General features: G+C 47.1%; 25 protein-coding genes and 1 other RNA gene. 8 read left to right on the top strand and 18 right to left on the bottom strand.

What is annotated here, in order from left to right; translation table 11 throughout:
- Positions 1-33: 33 nt before the first annotated feature.
- Positions 34-669 carry a TetR/AcrR family transcriptional regulator gene (locus tag B9G79_RS01220; RefSeq protein WP_088563930.1) on the top strand — a complete coding sequence of 212 codons (636 nt, stop codon included), beginning with the start codon at positions 34-36 and terminating at the stop codon, positions 667-669.
- Here the strand turns inward: B9G79_RS01220 and B9G79_RS01215 are convergent.
- The 4 genes from B9G79_RS01215 to B9G79_RS01200 form a co-directional block, all read right to left on the bottom strand.
- Positions 666-1,166: an FBP domain-containing protein gene (locus tag B9G79_RS01215; RefSeq protein WP_088563929.1), complete on the bottom strand. Its 501-nt coding sequence runs from the start codon at positions 1,164-1,166 to the stop codon at positions 666-668. The genes B9G79_RS01220 and B9G79_RS01215 overlap by 4 nt on opposite strands.
- Positions 1,167-1,202: 36 nt before the next feature.
- Positions 1,203-1,805, bottom strand: a complete 603-nt coding sequence (locus B9G79_RS01210; protein WP_088563928.1) for a type 1 glutamine amidotransferase family protein — start codon at positions 1,803-1,805, stop codon at positions 1,203-1,205.
- A gap of 15 nt (positions 1,806-1,820) precedes the next feature.
- Entirely contained in the window at positions 1,821-2,804 is a 984-nt protein-coding gene (locus tag B9G79_RS01205) for a PAS domain-containing protein (protein WP_088563927.1), read from the bottom strand.
- A 73-nt stretch (positions 2,805-2,877) separates the two neighbouring features.
- Positions 2,878-3,102: a hypothetical protein gene (locus tag B9G79_RS01200; RefSeq protein ID WP_088563926.1), complete on the bottom strand. Its 225-nt coding sequence runs from the start codon at positions 3,100-3,102 to the stop codon at positions 2,878-2,880.
- A gap of 81 nt (positions 3,103-3,183) precedes the next feature.
- On the opposite strand from B9G79_RS01200, the gene B9G79_RS01195 reads away from it, so the two are divergent.
- Together B9G79_RS01195 and B9G79_RS01190 are read left to right on the top strand one after the other, a co-directional pair.
- Positions 3,184-4,926 (top strand): DEAD/DEAH box helicase, encoded by a 1,743-nt coding sequence (locus B9G79_RS01195; protein ID WP_088563925.1) that lies wholly within the window; start codon positions 3,184-3,186, stop codon positions 4,924-4,926.
- Between the two features lie 43 nt (positions 4,927-4,969).
- Positions 4,970-5,896 carry a JmjC domain-containing protein gene (locus B9G79_RS01190; RefSeq protein WP_088563924.1) on the top strand — a complete coding sequence of 309 codons (927 nt, stop codon included), beginning with the start codon at positions 4,970-4,972 and terminating at the stop codon, positions 5,894-5,896.
- Here B9G79_RS01190 and B9G79_RS01185 read toward each other — a convergent pair.
- The gene (locus B9G79_RS01185; RefSeq protein ID WP_088563923.1) at positions 5,893-6,213 is read right to left on the bottom strand and encodes a winged helix-turn-helix transcriptional regulator; all 321 of its coding nucleotides are present in this window, start codon (positions 6,211-6,213) and stop codon (positions 5,893-5,895) included. The two genes, B9G79_RS01190 and B9G79_RS01185, sit on opposite strands and share 4 nt — an antisense overlap.
- An 88-nt stretch (positions 6,214-6,301) precedes the next feature.
- Between B9G79_RS01185 and B9G79_RS01180 the strand changes: the two genes are divergently transcribed.
- Both B9G79_RS01180 and B9G79_RS01175 read left to right on the top strand, forming a co-directional pair.
- The gene (locus tag B9G79_RS01180) at positions 6,302-7,078 is read left to right on the top strand and encodes a pirin family protein (protein WP_232468965.1); all 777 of its coding nucleotides are present in this window, start codon (positions 6,302-6,304) and stop codon (positions 7,076-7,078) included.
- A 178-nt stretch (positions 7,079-7,256) separates the two neighbouring features.
- The gene (locus B9G79_RS01175; RefSeq protein WP_442857622.1) at positions 7,257-8,021 is read left to right on the top strand and encodes a DMT family transporter; all 765 of its coding nucleotides are present in this window, start codon (positions 7,257-7,259) and stop codon (positions 8,019-8,021) included.
- A 22-nt stretch (positions 8,022-8,043) separates the two neighbouring features.
- On the opposite strand, the gene B9G79_RS01170 is transcribed toward B9G79_RS01175, so the two are convergent.
- From B9G79_RS01170 to B9G79_RS01135, 8 genes are all read right to left on the bottom strand, one after another.
- Entirely contained in the window at positions 8,044-8,658 is a 615-nt protein-coding gene (locus B9G79_RS01170) for a DUF938 domain-containing protein (protein WP_088563921.1), read from the bottom strand.
- 89 nt (positions 8,659-8,747) lie between these two features.
- Positions 8,748-9,584 (bottom strand): hypothetical protein, encoded by an 837-nt coding sequence (locus B9G79_RS01165; RefSeq protein ID WP_088563920.1) that lies wholly within the window; start codon positions 9,582-9,584, stop codon positions 8,748-8,750.
- Between the two features lie 31 nt (positions 9,585-9,615).
- Positions 9,616-11,193: a DEAD/DEAH box helicase gene (locus B9G79_RS01160; protein WP_198298036.1), complete on the bottom strand. Its 1,578-nt coding sequence runs from the start codon at positions 11,191-11,193 to the stop codon at positions 9,616-9,618.
- Positions 11,147-11,947 carry a hypothetical protein gene (locus tag B9G79_RS01155; protein WP_157678700.1) on the bottom strand — a complete coding sequence of 267 codons (801 nt, stop codon included), beginning with the start codon at positions 11,945-11,947 and terminating at the stop codon, positions 11,147-11,149. The genes B9G79_RS01160 and B9G79_RS01155 overlap by 47 nt, the downstream gene beginning before the upstream one ends.
- A 225-nt stretch (positions 11,948-12,172) precedes the next feature.
- Positions 12,173-12,518, bottom strand: a transfer-messenger RNA (tmRNA) gene (ssrA, locus tag B9G79_RS01150).
- 333 nt (positions 12,519-12,851) lie between these two features.
- Positions 12,852-13,991 carry a DUF4423 domain-containing protein gene (locus B9G79_RS01145; RefSeq protein ID WP_088563917.1) on the bottom strand — a complete coding sequence of 380 codons (1,140 nt, stop codon included), beginning with the start codon at positions 13,989-13,991 and terminating at the stop codon, positions 12,852-12,854.
- A gap of 157 nt (positions 13,992-14,148) precedes the next feature.
- Entirely contained in the window at positions 14,149-15,045 is an 897-nt protein-coding gene (locus B9G79_RS01140; protein ID WP_088563916.1) for a hypothetical protein, read from the bottom strand.
- A 167-nt stretch (positions 15,046-15,212) separates the two neighbouring features.
- A complete protein-coding gene (locus B9G79_RS01135; protein WP_232468964.1) occupies positions 15,213-16,574 on the bottom strand; it encodes a hypothetical protein in 1,362 nt (453 codons plus the stop codon).
- A 138-nt stretch (positions 16,575-16,712) separates the two neighbouring features.
- Between B9G79_RS01135 and B9G79_RS01130 the strand changes: the two genes are divergently transcribed.
- Positions 16,713-17,405, top strand: a complete 693-nt coding sequence (locus tag B9G79_RS01130) for a phosphatase PAP2 family protein (RefSeq protein WP_088563914.1) — start codon at positions 16,713-16,715, stop codon at positions 17,403-17,405.
- Here the strand turns inward: B9G79_RS01130 and B9G79_RS01125 are convergent, their stop codons facing one another.
- Entirely contained in the window at positions 17,406-18,113 is a 708-nt protein-coding gene (locus tag B9G79_RS01125) for a YgjP family zinc-dependent metalloprotease (RefSeq protein ID WP_232468963.1), read from the bottom strand. It lies immediately after the preceding gene.
- 90 nt (positions 18,114-18,203) lie between these two features.
- On the opposite strand from B9G79_RS01125, the gene B9G79_RS01120 reads away from it, so the two are divergent.
- The gene (locus B9G79_RS01120) at positions 18,204-19,178 is read left to right on the top strand and encodes a serine/threonine protein kinase (RefSeq protein WP_088563912.1); all 975 of its coding nucleotides are present in this window, start codon (positions 18,204-18,206) and stop codon (positions 19,176-19,178) included.
- A gap of 54 nt (positions 19,179-19,232) precedes the next feature.
- On the opposite strand, the gene B9G79_RS01115 is transcribed toward B9G79_RS01120, so the two are convergent.
- The 4 genes from B9G79_RS01115 to B9G79_RS01100 form a co-directional block, all read right to left on the bottom strand.
- Positions 19,233-19,700, bottom strand: a complete 468-nt coding sequence (locus B9G79_RS01115) for a hypothetical protein (protein WP_088563911.1) — start codon at positions 19,698-19,700, stop codon at positions 19,233-19,235.
- A gap of 134 nt (positions 19,701-19,834) precedes the next feature.
- Complete coding sequence (locus B9G79_RS01110) at positions 19,835-20,353, bottom strand: hypothetical protein (RefSeq protein ID WP_088563910.1); 519 nt, start codon at positions 20,351-20,353, stop codon at positions 19,835-19,837.
- A 218-nt stretch (positions 20,354-20,571) separates the two neighbouring features.
- The gene (locus tag B9G79_RS01105) at positions 20,572-21,387 is read right to left on the bottom strand and encodes an extracellular medium-chain-length polyhydroxyalkanoate depolymerase (protein WP_088563909.1); all 816 of its coding nucleotides are present in this window, start codon (positions 21,385-21,387) and stop codon (positions 20,572-20,574) included.
- A 171-nt stretch (positions 21,388-21,558) separates the two neighbouring features.
- Entirely contained in the window at positions 21,559-22,053 is a 495-nt protein-coding gene (locus tag B9G79_RS01100; RefSeq protein WP_088563908.1) for a hypothetical protein, read from the bottom strand.
- Between the two features lie 86 nt (positions 22,054-22,139).
- On the opposite strand from B9G79_RS01100, the gene B9G79_RS01095 reads away from it, so the two are divergent.
- Positions 22,140-23,012 (top strand): LysR family transcriptional regulator, encoded by an 873-nt coding sequence (locus B9G79_RS01095; RefSeq protein ID WP_088563907.1) that lies wholly within the window; start codon positions 22,140-22,142, stop codon positions 23,010-23,012.
- The last annotated feature ends 426 nt before the right edge of the window (positions 23,013-23,438 follow it).

Raw genomic sequence — 23,438 nt, 5'->3', positions numbered from 1 at the left:
GTAAAGATCGGTCTTTTTTGCTAGACTCTTTACATGGAAGAAGGAAAAAAGGGGCAGAAAGCACCCGTTAAAAAGACCCGAAACCTGGAAAAGTCCCGCAAAGAGATTTTAGATGCGGCCTTTTGGGAGGTCTTTACCCGCGGATTTCAAGGGGTTAGCATCGATGAAATTGTCAAAAAGACATCGATGACCAAAGGGGCCTTTTACCATCAGTTCCCGACAAAACTGGATCTGGGCTATGCCCTGGTCGATGAAGTCATCAAACCGATGACCTACGCCCGCTGGATTGATCCACTGAAAACCTATGAAAACCCCCTGGAAGGGATCTTGTTGCAGCTAAAAAACCTGATCGGCAAAGCCGATCCTCAGGAACTTCGCTATGGTTGTCCTTTGAATAATCTGGTGCAGGAAATGGCTCCGGTGGATCCGGGCTTTAAAGCACGTTTGCAAGATGCTCTGAACTATTGGATCGATGGTATGGATCAGGAACTCAAGCGCGCCAAAAAAGCGGGGTATCTGCGTGAAGATATCAACACCCGTCAGGTGGCGCATTTCGTGGTGATGGCGCATGAGGGTTTTTACGGAATGCTAAAAGGCCTTGAAGACCCCAAAGCCTTTAATGCTCTTTATGATTCCTTAAAAAGATATTTTGAAATTCTAAAAGCCTAATCAGGACGATAGCCGCTGATATTTTCAAAGAGCTTTTGCATCTTCTGATAAAGCTCGTTGATGTTCTTTTCAGGATCTTTTCCAGCCAGCATCGCCGCTTCTTCGATCTTTTCGATACAACGCAAGTCCTGACAGATCATGTACGAATTACTGACATTGGCACTCATCGCCACCGACAAGAGGCCGATTTCTTCTGAAGATCCATAGGCGTGGCACCAGTTGCACAGCCCGCCCGTGGGCTCACCGCTGGGAGCTGTTCTTTTAAACGCAACCCCTTTGGGAAGATCCCAGTTCGGCATCTTCATCACCAGATAGGTGTAAACGCCGGAAGGCTCTTTCCAGGTGAAGTAAGAACGAATGTTCAGCGGATAGCGCAGGCGATCGGGCAGAACCAATTTCTTCTGATCACGCACACGGAACGATTTCACCAGCTCATCTTCAGAGCTGATCGAAAAGGAATGTTCGGCCTGGAAATTATTGCTGTGAGATTTAATCATGGCTCCCCTTCAGATTCCCGTCGGCGCCCTCGAAAACTATGTCCAGAACTCTGCCGGTGGCGGGGTTCCGTTTTTAAACAGGTTATACCAGTGCTGACGCTTTTCTTCGGTGTAAACATCCAAAGCGCGCAAAAGCTCCAACGTGAAGTCCACCGGGCCGGCACCGGATGCCGTGATCAGATTTCCATCCGTCACTGCAAGCTTGTTCTGGTAATTGGCGTCTTCAGCGTAAGTCGGCACAAAAGCCTTTAGCATATTCAGATCATTACTGGTGTGTTTGCGGTCTTTCAGCAAACCTTCTTGCGCCAGCGCAAAAGTCGCCCCGCAGATCGCCGCCAGCAAAGAGTTTTGCTTCAGAACCTGGGCTGCCAGTGCGCGCGCGTCTTTATTGCGATCCATATTCGGCCAGTTTTCCCCGCCGATCAGAATCAAAGCGGACACCTGATCTGCGGTAAAGTCTGAGACAGCCGCCTGAGGCTGCACTTTCAGGCTTCCGATGGAGGTGATGGTGTTCTTCGTTTCAGACACAACGGTAAAAGGAATCTTGTTCTGGGAAAGTTCGCTCATCAGGTAAGCGCCCTCCCAGTCCGCGTATTCATCTGGAAGATAGATCAAAATCTTTTTGTCGTTAGCAGCCATGAAGGCCTCCCAAGGTTACTGTAAAACCTTTACTGAAACTTTACCGATCGAAATCGCTTTGCCCGTCTGATCCACAATCGGGAACACCGTGGAAAGATACTTTTCTTCAGTCCCATTTGTCACCAACACTTCGTCATAGGTGACCGGGATCTGCGATCTTAGAACTTCCTGCTCTTTTTCAGAAGGAGCCGAGTGGAATGGAGATTTTAAAAGCCGGATGTTTTTTCCCAAAAGGGATTCGCGGGTGAAACCCACCATCCCGGCAAAGGCGTCATTGCAATTGGTGATAGTGCCTTCGGTGTCTTTCACAATCAGCAGGAACGGAGCCGAATCCAGGATCTGCTGCATACGGGTTCTGAAGTTTCTTTCATCGGTCACATCGCGGGCCGAAGCAAAACGAACACCCAGTTCGTCGTCGGCGGCGGCACTCCAGCTCAGGGTGCGATAAGAGCCCTCGGCCGTGCGATAGCGATTCACAAAGTCCACGGAACGCAGACCCAAACTTAAGGCCTTGATGTTTTCGCGGGTGGATACGCGGTCATCTGGATGAATGAATTCAAAAAACGGAGTGCTGAGCAAAGTCTCTTCACTGTACCCCAGAGTATTCACCAGGGACTTGCTGACTTTCTTAAGACGCCCGTCTTTCCCCGCCACCGCCATCAGGTCATTGGAAATGGTAAAGAAACGATCCAGAGTGATTTGCGAATCTTCGGTTTCGGACAAACGCTGCGCCATTTTGTCGTAGTCACGACGGGCTTTTTCCAACTCCAGACCGGAAGAATGGCAGGTTGCAATGCCGAAGCAGGCGATGGCTGGAATCAGAATAATAAAAGCAATAATTTGCGTGGTGGTGATGGCCGGTAGAAGGATCGCTGCCGCCACAAACAGGGCTGAAAGCAGCAAAATGGAAATCAGGCAGATCAAAGTGATCTTGTTCTGGACATGCCATGAACTAAAATACTCAATTGTCTTTTTCTTGTCGTTTAACGCCAAAACCACGTCCCTCTAGCAGTACATGGGATCATATCTAACCGGATTGGATCATTCAAGCAATCTGCGAACGGGGACAATTTCAGTGTTCGCCGTCCGCCGCACGCATTTTTCTTAAAACCATCATAATGGTCTCGCCGTCCACCCCGGCGCGTCTCATCAGGGCTCGGGCCTGGTCAAAGTCGTCGGAATCCAGAGCCTCAAAGAACTCGTCAATCTTATTGATCTCTGCAATTTTCTCAAGAACCAAGGTTCCCTCAAAATCACTTTCATCCATATAGACCTCCTGTAAAATCAGTTTAGTCATGGCGCTTTCAGCTGTAAATAAGCTTGTGTCCAGAGAAACTTAAGAAGTGAGATTTTCAGCCTAATCCTGTAAAGTAGGCCCATGTACAGGTTACGTGACTATCAACAGCAGGCGGTTACAAATACGATCCGGTATTTCCAGAAAAAACGGGAACCGGCTGTTATTGTGCTGCCGACAGGTGCGGGAAAAAGTTTGGTTATTGCCGAATTGGCCCGCATCGCCCGTGGCCGCATCCTGGTATTGGCACACGTCAAAGAGCTGGTCGAACAAAACCATGACAAGTACCGAAGCTATGGCCTGGAAGCCGGCATCTTTTCTGCCAGCCTGGGGAAGAAAGATCACGATCAGAAGGCCATCTTTGGAAGCGTGCAGTCCGTGGCCCGCGCCCCGGATGAATTCTTCAACAACTTTTCTTTGCTGATCATCGATGAATGCCATCGTGTCGCCGAAGAGGGCGCAACACAATATCAAGAAGTCGTTAAAAAGCTGCAGGACCGCAACCCCACTTTGTGTGTCTTGGGCCTGACGGCCACGCCTTACCGCATGGGCTTAGGCTGGATCTATGAATACAATCAAGGCGGCGAGCTTAAAACCGAACAAAGTCGATTCTTCAAGCAGTGCGTGTATGAACTGCCACTGTCCTACATGATCCGCCACGGCTATCTGACCATCCCGGTGAAAGTTGATATTCCGGTCACATGTTATGACTTTTCAGACCTGCTGGGAAAAGACCGCGCCTTCACCACCGCCGAAGTTGAAGAAGTTCTTAAGAATCAAAAGCGCCTGACCCCTTTGATTATCAACAACATCATCGACATCACGGAAAAGTACGACCGTCAGGGTGTGATGATTTTTGCCAGCACCATTAAACATGCTGAAGAAATCATGACCTATCTTCCGGCGGATCAGGCCCGCGTTGTCTTTGGTGACACGGATATCAAAGAGCGTGCGCAGATCATCCACGACTTTAAACAGAAGAAATTCAAGTACCTGGTCAACGTCTCCGTCCTGACCACCGGATTTGATGCGCCTCACGTCGATGTTATTGCGATCTTGCGCCCCACGGAATCCAACAGTCTGTATCAGCAGATTGTGGGTCGCGGACTTCGTTTATCTGAAGACAAAAAAGACTGTTACGTTCTGGATTACACCGGGGTCGGTCACGACATCTATGCCCCGGAGATCAGCGACAAGCGCCCGGCCAAGGACACCGTCCCGGTCAAAGTGGCCTGCCCCCAGTGTGCCTTTGAAAATGATTTCTGGGGTTATGCCGATGATGACGGCGTGGTCTTTGAACATTTCGGCAGAAAATGCAAAGGGGCCTCTCAAGACCCGAACACATTGGAAATCAAGCCCTGCGGATTCCGCTTCAGATTTAAACTTTGCCATAACTGTTCCTGTGAAAACGACATCACGGCCAAGGCTTGCGAAAAGTGCGATGCCGTCTTAATTGATGCTGAAGCCAAACTGAAGCAGGCGAAGCTTTCCAAGAACGCCCATGTGATGACTCCGGACCGGATTTCCTTTGAAGAGCGCAAGGACAAGAATTCAAATCCTTACCTTGAAATCCGTTATTACGATCTGGAATCCAATTACCTCAGCGAAGTCCACTTCTTCAACAACACAACAGCTGTGAAGAAGTTCAATATCAACTTCTTAAGATCCCACCTCAGACTGCCGGAACTGGCCGTGGATCTGACAAGCCCTCAGGAAGTCATCCGGTTCCAGAAGCTTTTCCGCTCCCCGATCTTTGTCATCGCCAGAAAACAGGACAAGTTCTGGCGTGTGACCGAAAAAGTCTTTGCTGAAGAGCTTGCACCGTAAAGAATAGATAGCGCTGATCGGTTTCTCGGGGTTAAATCAAGACATGAAAAAACTTGGTCTTGCAGAACTATTGGCCCCTGTCACGCTTCCTGAATTCTTTAATTCCCACTGGCCTGTAGAGCCTTTGTTTATTCCGGCGACCCCGGGGAAACTGCAGGACATCTTTGCCTTAGAGCAAATGCAAGACCTTAAAAATTTGATCTCGGCCCGTCAGCGCAAGGTTCGTGCGTGTCTGCCTGATTTTGACGACGAATACAGCTCGATCCATCTTGAACCCAGTGATGCACTGAAAGCCTATCGCAACAACATGACCTTGGTTTTTGATTCTATGCAAAGCCAGGATGCAACAATTGCCGACATGCTGGGGAACGTCCGCGCGGACTTGGGGTTGGTAACAGGTGGAGCTGAAAACGATCTGTGCAAAGCACGTTCGATTGCCTATGCCACACCAGCTGGTTGCGGCACCCGTCTGCACTTTGATGCCAATGCAAACTTCATTATTCAAATCAAAGGCACCAAGACATGGAGACTTGCACCGAATGAATCCGTGGAATTCCCGACCGAACGTTTTACGACGGGTTCAGAAGAAATGCCGGCAGCCCTGGAAAAACAGTGCCACGCTCACCTGATCGATGCTTTGGATGAAGACAGCATGGAAGTCATAATGAAGCCGGGCTGTGTTTTGTTTGTTCCCCGCGGTTATTGGCATGAAACAACCACCGAAGAAGAATCCCTTTCACTGAACTTTACATTCAGCCAACCGACGTGGGCGGATGTGTTCACCAAGTCATTGCAGGAAGTCCTTTTAAGATCACCGGAATGGCGCGAACTGGCGGATGGCCTTGAAGGCACTGATCAAGAACGAAAAGAAGCCGCTATCGCACGTTTTGAATTCTTGCTAAAAAGCCTGGCGACAGAGCTGCCTGAAATTTCCGGCAGGCTTCTGCTTCAGGAAGGTGGCTTGATCTAACTCAGCCACTTGTCTCCGAATTTCGCCATGGAATCAAAAACTGCAGAAAGGCCTTTGCCTTTTTCAGTCAGCGAGTACTCCACCCGTGGCGGGACCTCAGCGTAGACTTTTCTGTTCACCAAACCTTGATCTTCAAGCTCCGTCAGGCGCTCGGTCAGGGTTTTGGGACTGATGGATCCCAGGGACCGGCGAAGTTCGTTAAACCGGACGACTTTATTAGCCAGCAAGTCTCTAAAAATGAGAATCGTCCACTTTCCGTCCAGAATCATCGCCGTCTTATATACCGGGCAGGCTTCCAATGATTTACTTTTTGCCATTAGTTCACTCCAGGAAACTAGTTTCCAAAATACCCCTACTTTACTAAAGATACCACCTGCCCCAGAATACCATAAGGAGCCGTGAAGAATGAGAAAAAGATTCCTTGTGTTTGCCGGTATCGGAATTCTTTCAGTGGCGGCTTTGTTTCACTTTGCGATTTTAGGAGACAGCTCTATGAATTCAAAAACATCCGAAATTCAAGTTAGGCCTTATTCCCAGTTGCCAGAAATGAATCTGGGCTGGCTGTCTTTGAAAGATCACTTTATCGCAACCGTGGGACCTTATTCAGGTCGCGGCGAACAACTGAAAAATCTGCTGGTTTTGGCTGATGCGAAAATCCAACCCAAATCCCGCTTCCCCGATCATCCCCACAACGACATGGAGATCCTGACCTGGGTGGTTCATGGAAAGCTTCAGCATCTGGATGACAAAGGAACGAATCAGGAAGTCCCGGCGGAGCATCTGCAACTAATGAGTGCTCGCGATGGGATTTTTCATGCGGAAGGGAACCTCAGCGACCAACCTTTGCGTCTGCTGCAGATCTGGATCCATCCGAATTCAAAATCGGGAACGCCGGTGGTGCAGCAAGCAGGTCTTACCCAAAAGGGCTTCAATCTGTTGGCGGGGCCTAGTGCTGCCCCACTGAATATCCGACAGGATGTGTGGTTGTATGCTGCTAAGATTGAAGGTGACGAACAGGTCTTTGAAATTCCTGAAGACAAGTTCGCCTATGCGGTTTCTATTGGGGATCTTTCTTGGAACGGGAAAGACATAAAAGACGGTGACGGCCTTCTTGCGCAAAGTGGAAAACTTGCGATCAAAGGCACCGGACAAGCCATCGTGATATTACAGACCAAAAATTAAAAAGACTGCCTTCAGTCACCCGTATGTTGAACATCAGATAAAGAACCTAGAAACCCTCTTTACTGATGCAAAACCAAAGTCAGTGACGTTGAATGCTTGAATGAACCTTAGGATCATCCTACTCACTTCACTGACGATGGCGGCTTTTGCAGCAAATTCCATTTTCTGCAGGCTGGCGTTGAGCGACCACTCAAATGATCCGGTTTCTTTTACTATCTTAAGATTATTTGCTGGGGCTGCGATTCTATTGCCTTTGGCCCTGAAGGCCTACCACGACAAAAAAATCATCGTTAATAGGGTGGCCCTACTCCCGGCGTTCATGCTGTTTTCCTATGCCCTTTTCTTTTCTCTGGCTTATGTACAGATGACCGCCAGTACGGGCGCTTTGATTGTATTTCCGGCGGCGCAAATGACGATGCTGGGATACTCGATGTACAACGGGGCAAAACTGTCACGCTTTGAAAAGCTGGGCGTGATCATCGCGCTTTCCGGATTGGTTTATCTAGTGCTTCCGGGCTTTGATGTTCCTCCGGTTCAGGCCTCTATATTGATGGCTCTTTCAGGAATATCCTGGGGGATTTATTCTATTCTTGGAAAGAAAGCCGCTGATCCCGTCACCGCGACCGCAATGAACTTTATCTTCACCCTTCCGGTCGTTTTGGCTTTGTATCTTGTGTTTGGTCTAAAACTGACAACCATGGGTGCCACTTGGGCCGTTTTGTCCGGAGCACTGACATCGGCGCTGGGATATTTACTGTGGTATATCGTCATGCAAAGTCTGAAAACAAGCACTGCTGCCGTGGCCATGCTGTCAAGCCCGGTCATCGCGGCCTTTGGTGGAATCTTGCTTTTGAATGAAAAAACAAGTCTCAGACTTTTTATTGCAACGGCCCTTATTCTTGGCGGGCTTTATATCAAAATAGTTGCTAACAACAAAGCCTGAGACCTTTAAATTTAAATGAGGACTATTTCTTTCTTACGAATTTAAGCCTGCGGAAAAGCAGCATGCGATTGTTCGCTGGCATTTCGAAGTCTTTCACGAACTCAAAACCATTTTTAAACATCGCGCTTAAGACGTCTTCAAAATTGCGGATGCCACTTTGCGGATCTCGTTCGCGCAAGGATTTGTCGAATTCTTCATTGCTGGGGGTCGTGAACTGGCCGTTATAGTTGAACGGCCCGTAAATCAGAACCTTCCCGCCTTCCTCTAAACGGCCCGCGATCAATTTGATAAAAGTCTTACACTCTTTCCAGGACATGATGTGGAATGTATTGATCGTCAAAATCACGTCGAAAGTGCGAATCGGGAAATCATCCTCCCCGACAACCATTCGGAACGGAGTTTTGATATTCGGAATCCCGCTTTGTTGGATACGCTCACGAAGCATCGGCAGGTTTTCTGCCACTTCGGTCGGAGTCCATTCCATCTTTGGGAAGAAGGGCGCAAGGTAAACCGCGTGTTGTCCCATGCCGGCACCGACCTCGAGCAGATTATGGTCTTCGTGACGGATGACTTTTTTAAGAACTTCCAGGATGGGTTCTTTATTACGATCGGCAGCGGCGGAGAATGGTAGTTCCATGAAGATTCCTTACAAGTAGTGATCGCATATTTAAGCCGAAGAAAAAAAGAAATCAAGGCATCAAGCTTCCCAACTTAAATTCACCATATCTAAGATTTGATGTGATATGTAACTTCATGAATCACGATCTCATTTTCCTCGTTCTGATTCATCATTACAATTAGAGTTGGATCTATCACAATCACATTCTTCTCTATATCAAAAGTCACTTTATCCTTGTACTTATTAATCAATAGGTTTGTTAATGACGAGCTAAAGCCAGCCTTGATAAAAAATATCTTATTTTGATCTGCAGTACCGTACTTCAATTTCAGGAATAAGTCTTCCTCAACAAGTCCCATATCATTTAGAACTTCAATAAACTTGAATAGAGAATGATCAACATAGTCTTGCTCATCCTTGACTCTCACAATGGCAATGTTTACCAATTCGTATTCAGTCTTCTTTTTTATATTTATCCAGTTTTTCCATATACCCATCCTATCCCTACTGACATCGCCCCATTTGCCAACATAGACAAGCCCATCTTCGTTATTTTGCTTCCAATGCTGCACAACAACTGCAATCATTTGACTGAAAGAAATGCTTTCTGATTTCCAACGTAAATACATGGCATAAGCATTTCGGGCCCCTTGGATTGCCAGCTGAAAGAATTTATACTCCTTCTTAAGAAGATCATCATTGCCCGAATCTATATATTTACTTCTTACAGGCTCCACGAATAGCTCAAAGACCAATTCCATGACCTTCAGGACGTCATCGGCCTTTCTCTTGGCATACAACAGCGCCTCGACACTCTCTTGACCTTCTCCCTCAAATTCAAAAATATCGAATTCTGAAATGCGATTTTTGAAACATGATTTTCCAAATGCTGTGGTAGCTCTTCTCACCTCGACGCCAGTTGAATTTTTTTCAATACTTTCCATCAACTCCACAAGAGATTTTTCTGTCGACTTATCATCTACCTCTGTATTTTGATCTCGAGTACTCTGTTCCTAGCAAGAATATCTTCGGCATAAGCTTTTGAAGATTTTCGGGATTCCCGCCAGAAAAAATGTCACCATATCGACACACCCGGCCAATTAAGTTTTTAAACTGAGATGATGACAAATCCCGAATGCCTTTAGACGTCGACATTATAAAGATTTGATCTGCTGGGATATTGACGCCTTCAAGAAGCGTCGACGTTGTAACTATAAACTGAATCTGTGGCTCTTCAATGTAGAGTTGCTCTATATACAACTTTACGTTATCTGGCATCGAGCCGTGATGATAAACAATTCCCCGAGACAGGCATCTCAGCAAAAAATAGTCTTTATGAATGTAGTTTTTAATACTTTCATATGCTTTTGACACAAAATCTGAAGTTATCAGAGGTCGGCTTTTTATTAGTTGAGAACAATACGATTCTACATCTTTAGGTGTATTAAAGTATATGATGTTTTTATGAGCTGCCTGCCTATTTATAAATTCAACATCAGAACGATATGTAGCCTCTGGAATCTCAATAAATTCATTCATGAACTGATCATACAAGTGGAGCAAGGCCTCATCGGACCTTCTAAAATCAATCAAGAATATTTTCTCGGATTTTATATATTCATTTTTACGAAGCTCAGCTGCATTCAAGCTAAGAAACTTGGTTTCAAGATTTCTCGCATCATTTAAGAATGGTGTAAAAAAATTGAAAACCGTATTCTTATTTCGATACTTCAAGAGAACCAAGCAAGAGGCGAGTAAGTTTGCTCTTGAATCCTTTTCCAATAAGTTATGTGCCTCATCCACATAAACTTTATCAAAGTATGCCTTGGGATTCTCTTGCAAAAGACTCAACAACCTTTCCTGGGTGAGAATTGCAATTAAATTGTCTTGAGAAGGCGAATACATTTCATGATGAATAATTATCGTCTTTGCGGATAGATCAGCGCCAGAGTTTAGGAAGCGTTTCTTGGTCTGCGCTAAAAGTGCTTTTGTTGGGACAATGATACAGCTCTTTGGAACCTCGAGAGCTGTAGAGACAATGGCCTCCGACTTACCGTATGAGGTGGGCGCGATTACGACATTATTAGAGTCTTTCTTCTTATCAAAAAGATCTCTCTGCAAAGCACGCTGCCCCTCTGTCAAAAAGGTTCCAGCACTTGTGCGAAAGGAGTTTTTATAAGAACTCAGAAATTCTTTAAAAAACTCTCCCTGAAATTCTGAATTGATAGATGTTTTTTCCAGGATTTTTGAGATGGGAATATATCCCAAGTTTAAGGAGATGTCGTTCAAAGCAGTAAAATCGTTTTTTGCCAAGGCATATTGAAGAATTATTCGATAGCCGAAAAATCGAACAAGTTCGCGTTTTGAGTTTAGGAACACGATTGCAATCTGTAATAGCTTTTGAAGTTGAAATTCATCTAGCTGCTGGTTTAGTAAGAGCTTAGTATAAAGCTCACGAAACGCCGTAAAATCCCCGTCCTTCTTTCTAAGGGTGGTAAAAGTAATATCAGGCATTCTGCGCTTCGCTTTCAAAAAAGTTAACAACAGTTTCAAAAGTGTTCTTTTGAAAGGCTATGACGATTTCCTTTTTAAAAATATTCTCATTTCGAATTGCTTGTGCCGCCATTTTAATGGTCGTGTCCTGTATGAGGTCGCTTACGTTCGCAAACAGACCTGCTACAAGAACCACATTATGATTTTGATGTTGAGCAGTTCCAGCAAGGGCTGCCGTTTTACCTTGCATCAGAATAGATTTGATAGCCTTACGCTCGTCGCTTTGGACTAAAGCAATGTCCACATGATTAACTGCATTTTGCCACAGGGTAGATCGATCTTCTTTTAATTTCTCTTTGATATCTCTCTTGGCGATCGAAATTAGCTCTTTAATGCGATCATTAGATGTGTCTGTAGTGTTTTTGAGCCCTGATTTGATTTCCGTTATCCATATCTCCGCTTTATTTTTAAAAACCAGATCAAAACCTTTTTTTACGCTCCGCTCTTCAAGATTGAAGAATACACTGGCAGGAAAGAAGTCCTTAAAGATTTCCAAAATTAGAACATGGGTTAAAAATTCCGCGACCATTCCCATTTTCTTCGGCGGGTCTTTTTCTTTCAGCCTCTCCCAAAACTCTTTGATAGTGGAATTATATGTATAGAACTCACCGTCTAGTTCAGCCCTACTTGAACCATGGCACACAGATACAAGTCGCTTCTTTGCACACTCTTTAAGAGCGGGAGTGAAAGAGTTGATGATGCACAGACATATAGTCGGATCTTTATATATTTGAATTCCGTCAATCGTTGCCACAATGATGTAAATACTAAATTTAGTTTATTGATTGGTAAACTTAACTATGTTTTTAAAGACACTTCTAGACGGATGTCCAACAGAAAACTTGGTTACATTGGGGAAATCTTATTATTGCTATCTAAAGCAAAAAACTAACACGACTATTTAAACTAATCTCCCTCCCCAAAAAGGGGAAGCATCTATACATTTAATACTATTTAATTCAGGTTCAATGGCAGTAAATGGTGGAGGCGGGGGGAATTGAACCCCCGTCCGCAAATGATCCACGATAAGGCGCTACATACTTAGTCAGTGTTTTAGATTGGTCCTCGGGCTTCCACAGACAAAATCCCTAAGACCTCTCCCCCAGTAAATTTAAGCATGTCTGCTGGAGAAAACCCAACACGCCGAGGTCCCTAAATGACGATCAATCCAAGTGCGGAACCACCACAAGGTTGATCGTGCTGCTTAATTAAGCTGCAAGTGCGTAATCGTTGCCAATTACAAAGTGCACGTTTTTAACGAGGTCCTCATGCGCCCCGGTATGCTCCTTATGCTTCAGCACCCACGTCGAAGCCAGTACGCCCCCATGTTGTGAAACAGTTCTTTCTCATCATCTCGCATTTCGCGGGAAAATGAAAATCGTTTATCCTTCCCACTCGGACCCCTGTTTTCAACGATTAAATTTTTCGTGACGCAGGACTTTTGTCTTGCTTGGGTGGTGTCATCCTAACCAGATCCTAACGTTAGCAAGGGACAATTTACGCCAAACGGTTGAGATATCCACCATTTATGGGGCTATTCCACAGAGTTATCCACATTGTTGGCTGAAAAATGGGGCAAAACTGACACCAAAATTTAAGAATCTTAAATTTATCCGAGGGGCTGTCACGTTCAATGACAGCCCTTAGATTGTGCAGAATTAACGGAAAAGGTCGGCAGCGGACGCTGCAGTTGCGGCAAGAGAGCTCACATTGGAGCGTTCATTCTTCTGTTCTTTAGCGCTGACAGGGGCAGCCGGAGCTGCTGCTTGAGGAACCGCTGGAGCCTCAGCCATCATCACCGGTGCTTCCACAGGGGTCGTCTCAACGATCGGAGTCTCAACCTGGATATCCAAAGCCGACTTCATTGCTGGTGCTTTCACCGCAGTTTCAACCGCGTTAGTCACCGGGAACAGTTGGATGTTCAACTGGTAAACTCTTTCGCCCTTGTCCTTCATGCGCGCGATGGAGTTGTCCTTGTGCAGGGCTTTTCTCATCTGGCGCAGTTTGAATTTGATCTCTTCAAACTCGGACTTGGTCAAAGAAAGAGTCAACGTGCCGAACTCACGCTCGGTTGGTTGATCCTGGTACAGGGATTCAAGGCCCAAGTACATCAACTGGGATTGCAGCTTGCGAACCAAAGCCACCGGGATTTCTTCCGGGGATTCAGTCAGGCTGCGGGCTTTTTTCAATTCACCCGTCACTTCGTCACGGCGAAGGTCGCCAGAGCTGATCAAAGTGGAAAGGGCGTTATCGATTTCATCTTCAGAAGCTTTGCCACGCAGAAGGTTTTTCAGCGTCGCTGTATCGAAGGAAACACCGTCCTGATCGATCATTGCGTAAATGATCCACGCCACCCAGTTCGGAACTTTTTCCCAGGTCTTGCGATCGATTTCGCCGGATTTCAGTTTCCCCGCCACACGGTGTTCGCTCAATTTCTTGAGGTACATGTTGCGTTCAGCCGGATCCATCGCTTGCGTGAATTGAACCAGCAAACGGAATTCTTCGGTCTGATCTTTCATAAAGCCCAGGGCTTTACCGAACTTGCCGATCATGTCGTCGGAAAGATTTCTTTTTCCTTCGATGATCATTTTCAAGTAATTCGGGGATTTGATATTGGCTGCGGCAGAGAACACGGCATACGTGTATGCGCGCAAAGAGCCTTTGGAAGCCTTACGTTTAAACAGATAGAAGTCCGCCAAGAACTGGCGATAGTTCATGTAATCAGATAATACGGGCGGAACGAGCGAACCCATTGAAATTTCTTTGCCTTTGCTAAACTCTGGCTGGCGGTTTTGCATAGAAATGGTTCTCCTTTGCACTCAAACTAGTTCACCTGATTTGAATCCTCAAAACAAGCGGATTTGGCGCAAAGATCCTTAACTTATTGCAAGGCATAAAAAAAGGGCCCCCTGTTGGAGCCCCTTTTCCTAGTCTAAGTTTTAAAACGTTCAGCAATTAGCGACGGGACAACTTCAAAGTCACTCCGCGAACATCCAAGTCCCCGCGAGTGTAAAGCACGATGCTGGAAGCCGTCTGACCGATCACAGCATTTTGCGGGTACACAGTCTGGCGACGACCGTAACGATCTACCTGGATTGTTTGACCCTGGTTAAAGCCGTTGATCAGAAGATCCATCAAAGCCACGTTATAAACAGCATTGGCCTCGATTTCGATCGCCTGGATTCTGTAACCACGGTAGCGGTTCATATCCAGGTACATGCCCAGATCCAAACGGTCATTCCCGTACAAACGACGGTTCACATACAACGGCACGTCGATTGTGCGCTCAGGACGACCTGGAGGATTGTATGAATCCTGTTCACGCAAGTTTACAGTGACGGATTCAAGCTGGGCATTGCCACGGATTTCTAGTTGCAAAGTGCGGATGTCTTCACCCAAAACGGCACGATACTGCGGGCGAAGCAGAACAGACCCTTGAGGAGAATAAACACTTTCCTCACGACGGCCATCAGTCAGCAAAATGACTTCCGTGTTGTAACCGCTGCTGCGGAATTCCGCTTCCACGGACTCAACAACATAACCACGATAGTTTTCACCGATGCCCGCCAACTGGCGAAGGTGCAAAGTTTCGTTGTTCACACGACGGTTCAAATAGATGACCTTACGTTCCTGACGGCCATAACCACCGCCATTACCGAAGTCGTCCCCCGGATAACCTGGAGCTGGTCCAAAATCACCGCCCGGTCCGAAATCACCTGGGAAGCCAGGGCCGACATCTGGAATCGGAGCTGGGCCCGGACGAGAACCACCCGGCACGATATAGGCTTCAGCAGCAGCGGTGAATAAAGTAATTGCGGCAAAAGAGAGTAAAAGGCTGTTTTTTAGAGTCATTATGTCCCCCAAGTGGTTAGAAAGTTCCCCCACCGACCCTTAAAGCAACCCGCGTACCAACCCTTTGGAGGCCAAAATGACCCTGAAAAACGAAAAAAGGGCCACTGACCTTGGAGTATCAGTGACCCTCAACACATTAACCACCCTCGAAAGGGTTCTTTTAGGGACTATTTCAAGTTGTCATCAGTAAGATCAACGATAGGTTTGATCTTACGCATGAACGTGATCGCGAACTGATCTTGAGCATAAGTTGCGCGTTTTCTCATTTTCAAAGCCAAACGAATCTGCCCCAAACCGTTGTTCGCCACAAGACGAGCTTCGCCGATCCAGTTAGCATAAGTCAGTTTGGTGTTGTTCAAAGAGATCAAATCCAAAGTGTCTTCCTGATCTTTCGCGATACGGGAAAGAGGAATGTTCACACCCGTACCCGCTTCAGGAGCCAGCAACGGACCGGCAAAAGCCAGCAATTCGCTGTTGCCACCTTTCATCAGAACTGTGAAACCGGAACGACCGTTTACAACTTCGAAAGAGGACATTTTCACGGACTTCACTTTATCTTGAGTGTTTTCATTCAAGTAAGTGTTTCTCATGAACTCACGCAGAACCAGATACTCTGGGTTGTCAGAGTAGTTGCCTGGAAGTTTGAAGAACAAGTCAGCAGAAGAGTTTCTGAATACGATATTGATGATCGCAGAAGTGGGGCTGGAACCGATTTTCAAGCGCGCGAAAGTTGTTTCGCAAAGACCATCCAAGTCCACACATTTCACAGTGCCTTCCAAAGCGCGAGTGCCTGTGGAACGTTCACCATTACCAGCGCGCACAGATCTTACCGGAGAAGCAGCACCTTCACCGGAAGAACCCGCTACGTTGTACACTTTAATGTCATTACCTTCTTTGATTTTCAAAGTGATGATCACGTCACCGGACAAACCATCCACAGACATTTTCGCAGACTGAACAGAAGCCGCCGCTTCGTTGTTCAAACGACGAGTTTCATAGCTAACTTTTTCGTTACGAGCTCTTAGATAGTTCAAAAGCTCATCGGTAGATGACGAAGTATAAACCAGACCGTCTTCAGTCACGCCACCAGTCATACGTTTTGTCAGATTGTCACGATTCAGACTGTTCGGGTCTTTTTCGTTATAGTCCCCAGGAATCACATTCGTGCCTGGAGCCGGAGCGGGACGAGTGCCCACCACTGGCGGCGGAGTCGTTGGAACTGGTGCCGGTGGAGGTGTTGGATTGGAAGTCTGAGGCGCCTCTGGAGTTTTTGGTGGAGGAGGAGGCGTCGGAGTTGACGGCTGTTTACCCGGAAGTGGTTGAGGCTTAGAGCCCGCATTAGGATCTGCAGGGTCAGGAAGACCGCCACCTAATTTATCGTTGGTATCGCTCGTCTTATTAGAGTCTGTTTGAGTCGCCTCTTTTTTAGGCTCACTGAATACGTCTTTTTTCTTACCACACGCAGTAAGAGACAAAGAAGCCAACAAAGCGGCCGTAATGATTGTATGCTTGTGAAGCATTGGTAACATGAGAAACCTCCAAGTATTCTTTCTATAAACCAATTCAGAAAGGACCTTTAGCAAGGCTCGGGCCAGATTTCGTCACCCCTCATCAGGCCTTGTATTTCAATACAGATAGGTTTTAGACTGGCTTTTAGAAGGAATTACATGCCTGTACAACAATTCGGCGAGCTTCTGAGCGACCCAAAAAAACTGATTCGACATATTCTTAAAGTCACCCTGATCGCCCTGGTCCTGGCTGGTTTGGCCTTGGTGTTCGTGGATCAACAAGCTTCTTTGTATTTTGCTGAACAAGAAGTCAAAGGCCTGATCCGCGCCCCTGCCCGCATCCTGACGGACATCGCTTTATCCGAGTACTATTTCGTGGGTGCTTTGCTGGTGTGGATCTTCTGTAAATGGATCGGCCCCCGTTTAAGCTTCCTGCAAACACATCTGGACCGCGTGGACTACTATCGCCGCTGGGCTTTGAATTTCTTTGTGGCCCTGCTGGTTTCTGGTGCCATCACCCATATCATCAAATTCAACGTCGGCCGTCAGCGTCCGCACAAAACACCGGATTTCGATCCCTACGTCTTTGATCATTTTACGACGCATTGGCACTGGCATTCGTTTTCTTCCGGCCATTCGCAGGTGATCTTCACCGTGGCAACCATGCTGAGCGTGGCATTCCCAAGATTCAAATGGTTCTGGATTCCGTTTGCGATGCTGATTTGCCTGACCCGCGTGGTGGTGCATGACCACTTTGTCAGCGATATTATCTTTGGTGCGTGTGTGGGTTATGTCGGCACTTTGCTGGCCCTGCAACTGATGCGCAAGAAAACCAGCAACGGCATTTACTAGCTAGGTTTCAGAAAGGAATTCCACCAGATACTGGGATTCCTTCATTGTTTTGACGATGTCTTTATAGTTTTCCACGTACTTTTCGACCAGACTCCAGAAGTGGCTGGAATGATTCATGTGCTGCAAGTGCGCAAGCTCATGCACAATCACGTAGTCGATGATTTCCTGGGTAAACACAATCAGGCGCCAGTTCAAATTGATCACCTTGCGCGAAGAACAACTGCCCCAGCGGGTCTTTTGTTCGCGGAATTTCACCTGTGAAGGATGCAGGTTCATTTCACCCGCCCAAAACTTCACACGCTCACTTAAAAAATCCACGGCTTCACGTTTGTAGAAGTGGCGGATTTCCTTTAAAGCGGTCGGATGCTCTTCGATCAGGGAATTGGCACTCCAGTCGTTTCTTGGAATGTGAAGCAGCAGATGTTCATCGGTCACCGACACAAAGGTTTTTTTGTGAAGGGTGATGACGACTTTTAGTTTTCGCTCTTTGCCTTTGAACGGGAAGTTTTCATAGGCTTTGATCTTTTTATCCGGGAACTTTTCGGCGATTTCCTGGAACTTTTCAAAGTTCTTTTCGATCCAGTCTTTTTTCGCCATCAGAAAATCAACGATGACCTTCTGGGGCGTGCTTTTCGCCGCGACAACCTTGATGGGTTTATTGGGATAAAGATAAATGGAAACCGAGCGACGAAAATTCCGTCGATGCACCTCTACAGGCCATTTTGCGAAGAGAAAAGTTTCTTTGCCGCTCATCAGTCAGAGAATGACTTAAGCCTTAAAAACTGGCAAGATCTGATAATGGATAAAAGCTCTTCTTTTTACAGTCTAGACCCTGAAAAAGTGCTGCTGGCAGCAGAACACGCGGGCTTTTATCCTACCGGCGAATTCACGCAGCTAAATTCCTATGAAAACCGCGTTTTTGATATCAAGCTGGAACAGCCGAGCTTTCCCGGCGCCCAAAGCAACAATGTCATCGCCAAATTCTATCGCCCCCAGCGCTGGAGCAAAGACGCCATCCTGGAAGAACATGAATTTCTGCTGTCTCTGAAAGCCGAAGGCATCCCGGCGGTGGCCCCCCTGTTCCAGGGCCATGATTCCACCATCCAGGAAGTCGATGGCATGTACGTCGCTTTCTTCCCAAAGGTTCTGGGCCGTATGCCGCAAGAATTTTTATCCGGCGAACTGCATAAGGTCGGCCGCCTGATGGCGCAGGTTCATAACGTCGGCGCAAGAAAGCCCGCCCCGCACCGTCCGACTTTGGATACCAGCTATTATGGTGGTTGGGACACATTGGATTTCTTGCAAGACTGGATCACCCCGGAACTGCGTGAACGCTACAACATCGCCGCAGAAGATATTCTGTACGCCATTGACGACAGCTTTGATACGTCCGAATTTATCCGCATTCACGGCGACTGCCATAAAGGCAATTTACTGAATAACGGCAAAGAATTCTTCCTGGTCGACTTTGATGATTTCGTCAACGGCCCGGTCATTCAGGATTTCTGGATGCTGTTGTCAGGTGATGAAGACAGTCTGGATGACGAGCGCATGCAGATCATTCAAGGCTATGAAGAACTGCGCGAATTCCCGGATCATCAGTGGTCCTGGATCCCGATGCTTCGGGGTTTGCGGATTGTTTCCTATGCCGGATGGATTGCAAAACGCTGGACAGATCCAAGCTTTCCGCGCCTGTTCCCGGAATTTAACAAATACACCTATTGGGCGGAAGAAGTTGAAGCCCTGGAAAAGATCGCCTGGAAGATCGGATAAAGAAAGACCCGCATAACAGCGGGTCTTTTCATTTCAGCCATTCTGTTGAAAGAATCAACGTCGACGAAGTGCCGGGTTGATGGAATTTGAAGGCAGAATGTCCTTTTCAGCACGGGCACTGAGGTTTGAAATTCCTTTTTGCAACCCTTTGCGTGGCAATCTCATTTTAGGCTGAGCCGTTGCGCGCGAATATCTTTCTTCACTGCCGCGAGCAAAGCTCATCTCGTCAATTGTGGCCTCATTGCGGGCTCGTGGTGTGGCCTTGCTGCTGGCGGATTTTCTTTTAGCCGTGCCACCGATGGTTTTAGACGCCCCTGCGCGACGCGTGCGGGTTTTTGCTGCGGATTTAGGTTTGGCGGTTTTGCTTGCCGCGGCTTTTTTACGAACGCTGCGAACTTTGGATCCACCGACCGCTTTTTTTGCGCTGGCGGATTTTCTGCGCGTTTTTTTTGAGCTGCCGACAGAACTGGCGCGAACGGCTTTTCTGCCACGTGAACTTTCTCTTACTTGTTCATGTCTCATGATTGGCTCCTCGGTTTGTTCATGTTGCTGACTCTAGTGTAGAGAACTCTTTCCGGGTGGCCTTTAAAATCATGTCCTTGCTGTTATAAAACAAGAGCCGCACTGGGCGGCTCTTGAAGTTGAAAGTCAGGCACTTACTGGCCCAAAGTAACGGTATTCAACTCGATCGTTTTTGTTCCTTTGTCCCCTGTGTGCATGACTTTCACCACGCCAAATGGAACATCCCCCATCCACATTGTCATGGTTCCATCATCGTCATCATCATGCTTGCCAAGACCGACAAAGTCCTCGGAAGACTTCGTAAGCTTACAAGTGCTGTAGGTGCCCGCTGGAACGGTCACGTCTTCAAGCACCCCGCCCCTTGCCACGCAGTTTGTCTGAAGAGTCGTCCACTTTTCCGGAGTCCACATTTTTTTAGCGTACTTCGTTTCCATTTTTTCCCACTTGCCCATTTTGTACCAGGATTTCACCAGCCACTTCATTGTGGTTGGATCCTGCTCAAGAACTTCTTTAGAACCCAACACCTCTGTAGAAGTGCCGTCAGTGCCCACTACCGTGCCTTTCCATTCCACTTTATCCCCCACCATCGGATACGCCACCGCGTAGTTCGCTGCCAGGAATACTAAGCCCGCAATAATATTTCTTACTTTCATAAAGACCTCCTCGTCTTGGTTTGGTTTGAATTTGGAAGCCTAGGTTGAACTGAAGAAAAAGTTCGGTCGTCTTTTTTCTGAGATAGTTGCAACCTTACACCCACCAAGACCCGCAAGGCACAAGAGGACGTCAATCTGCTTGTGATTGATCAGTTAAGAAATGAAAAAAGCCAGGTTGTGACGCCTGGCTTTTGTTAATTGAACGATATCTATTTCAACTATTTATGGTTGATGAACCAGTTGGTGATCAGCTCGGGAGCTTCTTCCAGCCATTCGTGACGAGCCCAAGGGCTGACGAACATCTCGGTTTCAACACCCTGATTTTTCAAAGTCTCGTGATATGGATACATCGTGCGCACTGGAACCACCGGATCCAATCGGCCGTGCAGAAAGATTGTTGGTGGATGATTTTCCGGAACTTGTGCCGGAACAAAACACATCGGCCCCCCGCAATCAGCATAAGACGCCGAGTGAACCGCAAGGGCTTTAAACACCCCTGGGAAGGCCACCGCCATACGGCTGGAATGATATCCACCGCTGGAGATCCCTGTGGCATACAGACGATCCATGTTCAACTTCCCGAATTCCCCATTCCCCATGGCTACTAATAGCTCTTCCACGAAATAGCGATCTTCAGAAGTGTCATAGTCAATGCCCACGATATTCGTCATCCAGGCCACGCCTTCAATTGCCGGCGGCGCAATCACCGCGAAACCGGAATCAAGCAGCGTCTGGATCAGACGAATTTCGTTATAACCCCCGGCAATCATCAGACTGCTGCGGGAAAACTCCACCGGGAAAAGGCTGCCCTGATACAGAATGACCGTGGGCCATCCCGCTTTCGGCGTTTTTCCCTTAGGCAGGGAGTATTTCACATGACGAGTCAGGTGCGGACCGGACACCAGCTTTTCCAAGTAAGGGCAGGTCATGCGATCCACAAGTCCCGTGACTTCACAGTTCGATGCCTTTTTTTCCGCTTGTGCCGACATGCTCATCGCCACAATACCAAAGACACCTGCTAAAAGTTTTTTCATCCGGGACTCCTTTGTCCAAACTAAAACCCGAGGCCACTATAAAGGCATCGGCCTTAGTTTGTCCCCTGAATCAGTTGACGGTTTTCCAAGTCTTTTGTCAAAAAGACCCTTTAAACCGCGACTCAGAAGCCCCGAAATACCACTTTGTCGTGGGATAATCCGGTCAGCAGACTAGTGGCAGACCCACTTTGTGCCTTTTCCTGTCAGCTCTGTGCCTTGAACCTGCAAAGTCTTCACAGTCATCGGAACAAAGGACTGCAAAGCCTGTGGCATTTTGTGCTCCAGGATCATCAGGAACTCAAGGCCATTGCCGTTTGCAACATTCAAAACCAACTGGTGATCATTGTAGTTGTTCACGCCGCCGGTTTTTCCTGGCTCTGCGCTGGAACCTTCGTTCGTGTATTGGACTTCGCTGCCGCAGTTACGGCTTGGACATTTCCCAGCAACCCAAGTTGAAAGATCGTAAGTCACTTTCCCTTGGTCATCGAAAGTTACAGACAATTGCTGCGTGTTACCGCCAGTGGCAGGGTCCGCTTCTTTCGTGCAGGTGATCTGCTTCGGGAAAGAACACTGATAACTGCTGGCACGATCAAGGAAACAATCCGCCTGCGCCGCTGTGGTGGAAAGAATCAAACCGGAAAGAACCATCAAAGACTTAAATTTCACGACAACCTCCTACGTTGTTGGAGGCGAAATTATTTTCAAACAAAGTATTTGTATAATTCATATATTTTATTTTAATATGATTTTAAATGAGTTTACTGAGCCCTTCCCTTGAAGCTTTCTGGGCCGTCGTCCAAAAGGGCACGGTCCTGGAAGCTGCTAAAATGGTAAATCTCACCCAGACAGGGGTGACCCAACGAATCCGGAGCCTGGAAAAGCAACTGGGTGTGACGCTGTTCACCCGCTCCCGTAAAGGCATGCGTCTGACCCAGGAAGGGGAATCCCTTCTGCGCTATGTCCAGGCCGCCCGCGATCTCGAAGGGGACACCCTGTCTAAAATTTCCGGCAAAAAAGAATCCAGCTTCTTTGAAGTCTGCATCAGTGGAACTTCCACACTGATGCGTTCGCGGATCATCCCTAAAGCCAGCTTGGTGATGAAAAAGAATCCGAAGCTGCGCGTGCGCTTTGATATCACCGACACCGACAGTGTTTTAGGAAAACTAAAAACCGGCTTTGCCCAGATTGGGGCTTTGCCTGCAAGTCAAGTGGGGCTGGAGCTGGATTCCAAGACGCTCGCCCCGGAACGATATGTTCTGGTGGGAGCTTCTGCGTGGAAGAAAAGAACGCTCGATGATATTTTAACCAACGAACCGATTATTGATTTTGATCCTCAAGACACGGTGACGTTGGATCTGCTAAAGAAGTACAAACTTGCCGGAAAAGCGCAAAAATTACGTAACTATGCCAACAACATCGATGCGCTGACCTACATGCTGCAACAGGGACTGGGTTATTCGACTCTGACGGAAGAATTCGCGCGGCCTTATATTAAAGAGGGCAGTCTTTGTCTTCTTGCGAGTGATTTGCATCTGGATTATTCCGTGGCGCTTGCATGGTATCCACGCACCGAAATGCCGCCGTATTTCAAACAACTTGTCGAATCTCTGACAAAGAAAACGTAATTACGCATTCAAGTTCCAACTTGGAACTGGCTCTGATCAATGATTTCAAAAAATTTAGTTTACTTTTTCAGCATCTTCGCCGATATTTGAAATCACTCTATTGAAAGGAGGCCATCAATGAAATTGATGAACATTAAAAAATCCAATCACCACGGATCCGCAGTCATCGGGATGGCCTCTGATATCCAATCATAGGTACTCAGATTCAATCCCACGACAATTGAACTGCTATTCTAAGAATTAAAACGCTTTGCCGCGTCTGATTCTTGGATCTTAACCCAAAAACAATTTTATTTTTTCAGTCCCTCAGGCGTGTTCGCATGGGGCGATTTCGCCTGACGGTCTGAAATTTCAACTCTTGCATCCGCACGGTCAAAACGGCCTTTTGCCACCGCGCCTTGCAAGCATCATTAATCCTGAGGAGGA

It is taken from the genome of Bdellovibrio bacteriovorus, from assembly GCF_002208115.1.
In the GTDB taxonomy this organism is placed as follows: Bacteria; Bdellovibrionota; Bdellovibrionia; order Bdellovibrionales; family Bdellovibrionaceae; genus Bdellovibrio; species Bdellovibrio bacteriovorus_C.
Note: the sequence above shows the minus strand (reverse complement) of the source record. Positions and strands in the feature narration are given on the sequence as shown.